The sequence below is a fragment of the Micromonospora sp. MH33 genome, assembly GCF_003013775.1.
Classification (GTDB): domain Bacteria; phylum Actinomycetota; class Actinomycetes; order Mycobacteriales; family Micromonosporaceae; genus Micromonospora; species Micromonospora fulviviridis.
This window is the reverse complement of sequence record NZ_MUYZ01000443.1, coordinates 1-3,811: the sequence shown is the minus strand read 5'-3', so window position 1 is coordinate 3,811 and position 3,811 is coordinate 1. Positions and strand designations below refer to the sequence as shown.

Here is a 3,811-nt window from a genome sequence, read left to right as displayed (position 1 = left end):
CCGCGGCGGCCGAGGGCCACGCCGGGCACGCCGGGCCGCCCGATCCGCTGACCCTGGCGGTGCTGGCCGCCAACGCCGTGGTGCTGGTGGCGCTGGGCGCCCGGCTGATCTGGTGGCGACGCCGCCGGCGGCGGTCCTGATGGGTGCCCACCGCCGGCGCCGCCACCGTGGCCTACCGGCTCCAGCCGTGCGGGCCGGCGTCGACCCGCTGGCCGTTCCCGGTGCCGTTCAGGTCGGCCGGGATGTCCAGGTCCCGACCGGGCGGCGCCGCCGGGAACGAGTCCCCGAACGCCCGCTGGCAGAGCAGCGCGGCCCGGCCGAACGCGCCCACCCAGTAGCCGGTGAGGATCTTGCGTTCGTCCAGCGGCGGGGCGATCGTGCTCAGCGCCTCCCAGTTGGAGTGGAAGACCTGGATGATGCTGCCGCCCAGCCCGGCCGGCTCGATCCAGAGGTGCCCCTCCAGCTCGCCCGGCCAGCCCGGCCGCCGGAGGTTGAACTCCAGCCGCGGCAGGTACGACGGGAACTGCTGGTACGCCTCGACGTGCCGGGTGACCTTCATGGTGGCGACCCCGCTGGCGTCGCCGAGGATCAGGCCGACCTCGCTGCCGGCGTCCAGGCTGCCGCTGGTGCGGCTGAGCCAGAACTGGGTGGCCGGGGTCGAGGTGAGCAACCCCCAGACCTCGAAGGTGGTGCCGGGCAGCTCGGTCTGCACGTAGGGGCCCATCCGCCGCCAGGGCCAGCGCCACGGCACCCCGGTGCGGATGAAGTCGGCGAGCTGGTCGAGGATGCCGGGCCAGCCCATGCCGTTCCAGGACCGCCAGTCCGAGGGCGGGTTGAACGCCTCCTCGACGACGGTGACCTGGGTGCCGTGCGGGGTCGCGGTGAGCTGCCAGGTCACCTCGGTGGCCGGGCCCACCCCCACCCAGCGCCAGAGGTACGACAGGCGGCCCTCGCCGCCGGAGGCCGGCTCCCGCACGTCCCGGATCCGGCAGAAGAAGAACTCCCCGTCCTCGAAGTCGAGGATCGCCTCACCGTCGGCGGTGGCCCACCCGCCCCGGCAGACCGCGAGCCACTGCGCGACCTGTTCCGGATCGGTGAGCGCCGACCAGACCCGGTCGGCGGGCGCGGGGATGTGGACCTGGCTGACCAGCCGCTCCCAGCGGTCCTGGGCCAGCGGATAGCCGCCGTTGCGGTGCAGCAGCGGGAAGTCATCGGGCTCGACCCCGGTGAAGCCCGGTCGGGGCTCCAGCCGGGGAGCGGGTGCGCTCCGGTCGTCCACGGGCATGCCAACCTCCGACTGTCGTCGCTCCTTCGGGTTGCCGCGCCCCGGCCCTCGTGGTGGGCGGGGCGGTCGTGCCGGTGCGGGAGACCGGCCGGAGCCGGCCTCCCGCACCGCGGGGAATCACATCTGGTCGGGCTTCAGGTAGCCGCCCATGTTGAACCGGAGGCTGGTCAGGTACGCGACCGGCTGGCCGTCCGGGTCGTTGACGTCGAGCAGCGGCATCATCCGGTAGATCTGCCCCTTGCCCGGGGCGCCCGCCGGCGGGATGCTGCGCACGTCGTCGATGGTCAGGATGATCGGCTCGCGGTTCATCAGCTTCAGCCCGAGCTTCGGCATGTCGAAGATCGCGCCGACCGCCATCCGGCAGGCCTTGGCCGACGGCCCCTCACCCGCGTACGGGTCGAACGGGGTGCGGATCTGGCCGGCCGAGAGGCAGTCCGGGTTGAGCGTGACGGTGATCTTGCCGAGCTCCTCGCACTCACCGACCATCTTCATCTCGATGAGGTTGGTGTAGACCTCGGCGTCGGCCCAGTCGCCCGAGGTGGACGGCGACCGGACCACCCGCACCCAGCCGTCGAAGGCGACGGTGTACTCGCCCACGCCCGGCACCGCGAAGGTGTCGATCGAGTTGATGCCGAGGTTGTCGATGCCCGGCTCCGGCGGGGTCCACGGCACGACCGGGGCGCCGGCGTAGACGTTCGGCACGCCGTCGGTCTGGACCGGCCGACCGAAAAGAACGCTCTTGGTGCTCATCTCTGGTGTCCTCTTCCTTCGTTACGGCAGCAGGGAGGTGTGGTCGCAGCAGGTCAGGCCGGGCTGGTCCGCCACGCCGTCCTGGTTCATGTCGATCTCGCCGTCGACGGTCGAGTAGACGTCGCGGGAGTTCATGTCGATGACCCCGTCGCCGTCCCAGTCGTTCAGCTTCCCCTTGAAGGTGCCGAGGATGAACGCGTTGGTCATGTGGCCGATCTCCGGGTCGTGCAGCGTGGACAGCACGCCGTTGCCCGGCTGGAGGATCTCCTCCATCGAGCGGCCGGCCACCCGGGCCAGGTTGATGTGGCCCCAGCCCTGGAAGCGACCGCGGACGTAGCGGATGGCCGCCTCGTCGTGGATCTGGAACTTCGGGTCGAGGTGCCAGGTGCCGTACCGGGCGAAGCCGATGTTGGCCTGGCGGGTGCCCTCGCTCGGGTCGTCGGCGCGGCCGGACTTGAAGAACGTCCGGGGCACCAGCGACTCGAAGAAGAAGTTGCCGCGGTCCCGGCGGGTCCGGTCGGTGAAGCCGCGGAACAGGTAGTTGTCGCAGTGCGGCGAGCCGTCGGCGTGCAGCCCGTCGATGGTCTTGGCGATGACGAGCTGCCGCTCGCGGGTCGCCACGTTGGGGCAGGCGTGCGCCTGGCCGTAGATCCGGGCCAGGCCCTGCGGGGCCAGCGAGATCTTGCCCCAGTGCTGGTTGGAGTCGTCCAGCCGCACGTACAGGTCGCAGTGGATCAGCAGGTAGATGGTCTCGTCGAAGGTGCGGCCCGGGGTGAACTTGCCGCCCCGGCCGTCGAACGCCGGGTCGCCCGTCTGCAGCTCGCTGCGGAACAGGTGCGACCACTCGGCGATCTCCGGGTCCGTGTCCTTGGCGAACTTGCTGAGGGTGGCCACCGCGTGGGCGCCGCCCAGCTTCTCGATGGCCCACAGCGCGTCCCAGCGGACCTCGCGGTTGGGGTCGTGCAGCACGGCCTGGCCGAGCAGCTCGATCGCGTCCGGCAGGTCGCGGTCGGCGTACTCGAACAGGGCCTGCTCGCGCATGGCCGCGTCGGGGTGGTTCAGCGCGGCGTCGCGCAGTTCCTGGTTGGTGCGGTTGTCCAGCCGGACCGCGACCTTGTTCAGCGCGTACCCGAAGTCGCTCGCCCAGGCCGCCGGGTCACCGGCGACGAAGCGCGGGTCCATCGCCGGCAGCGTGGTCCGGTAGGAGAAGTTGAGCGCGTCGCGCTGGTCCGCGGTGAGGGCGTCCAGGTTGACCGGTGCGGCCTCGGCCGGGACCGCCTCCTCCCACGCACCCTGGGCGCCCTGCGCGAGAGCACCCGGCGACTTGTTACAGAGATCGATTGCCATTGCTGCCTCCTTCGGCGCTTTCTGGCCTGTGCCTCGACGCTAGGGCTTCCGCGTTCCCTATATTTCTTTCAAGTTGCTCAGCCTTGTGATTGCCTCAAGAGCACGATCGATATATCTTTATGAAGTTGCTGAGTGGAAGGTGCCCCATGTCACCTGAGCCCCTCTCGCGCCCCTCCCGGATCGCCCTGCGTGCCCTGCGGCCCGCACCGGCGCCCGTCCGGCCCACCCCCCGCGCGGCCCGCTGGCGGGTGACCGGCCCCGCCGACCATCCCCTCGTCCGGCACCTGCGCCGGCAGCCCTATCCGGCCGCCGGACCCGAGGCCGACGTGCTGGTCCTCGACGGACGGTGGCCGGCGGGCGGTGCCGGCGCGCTGCTCGACGCGTACCGGCGGGCGGGTGGGCGGCAGCTCACCCTGGTCCACGGTGGAG

4 protein-coding genes are annotated in these 3,811 nt (G+C 71.6%); 1 reads left to right on the top strand and 3 read right to left on the bottom strand.

Annotated elements, in window-relative coordinates:
• Positions 1-172: 172 nt before the first annotated feature.
• From B0E53_RS34060 to B0E53_RS34050, 3 genes are all read right to left on the bottom strand, one after another.
• On the bottom strand, positions 173-1,285 hold the full coding sequence (locus B0E53_RS34060; RefSeq protein ID WP_107079666.1) for an SRPBCC domain-containing protein: 1,113 nt from the start codon (positions 1,283-1,285) through the stop codon (positions 173-175).
• 117 nt (positions 1,286-1,402) lie between these two features.
• Entirely contained in the window at positions 1,403-2,035 is a 633-nt protein-coding gene (locus tag B0E53_RS34055; RefSeq protein ID WP_107079665.1) for a DUF6073 family protein, read from the bottom strand.
• Between the two features lie 21 nt (positions 2,036-2,056).
• A complete protein-coding gene (locus tag B0E53_RS34050; RefSeq protein ID WP_107079664.1) occupies positions 2,057-3,382 on the bottom strand; it encodes a HEAT repeat domain-containing protein in 1,326 nt (441 codons plus the stop codon).
• A gap of 146 nt (positions 3,383-3,528) precedes the next feature.
• Here B0E53_RS34050 and B0E53_RS37200 point away from each other — a divergent pair.
• Positions 3,529-3,811 (top strand): hypothetical protein (locus tag B0E53_RS37200; protein WP_146167897.1); only part of this gene is annotated, 283 nt, incomplete at its 3' end.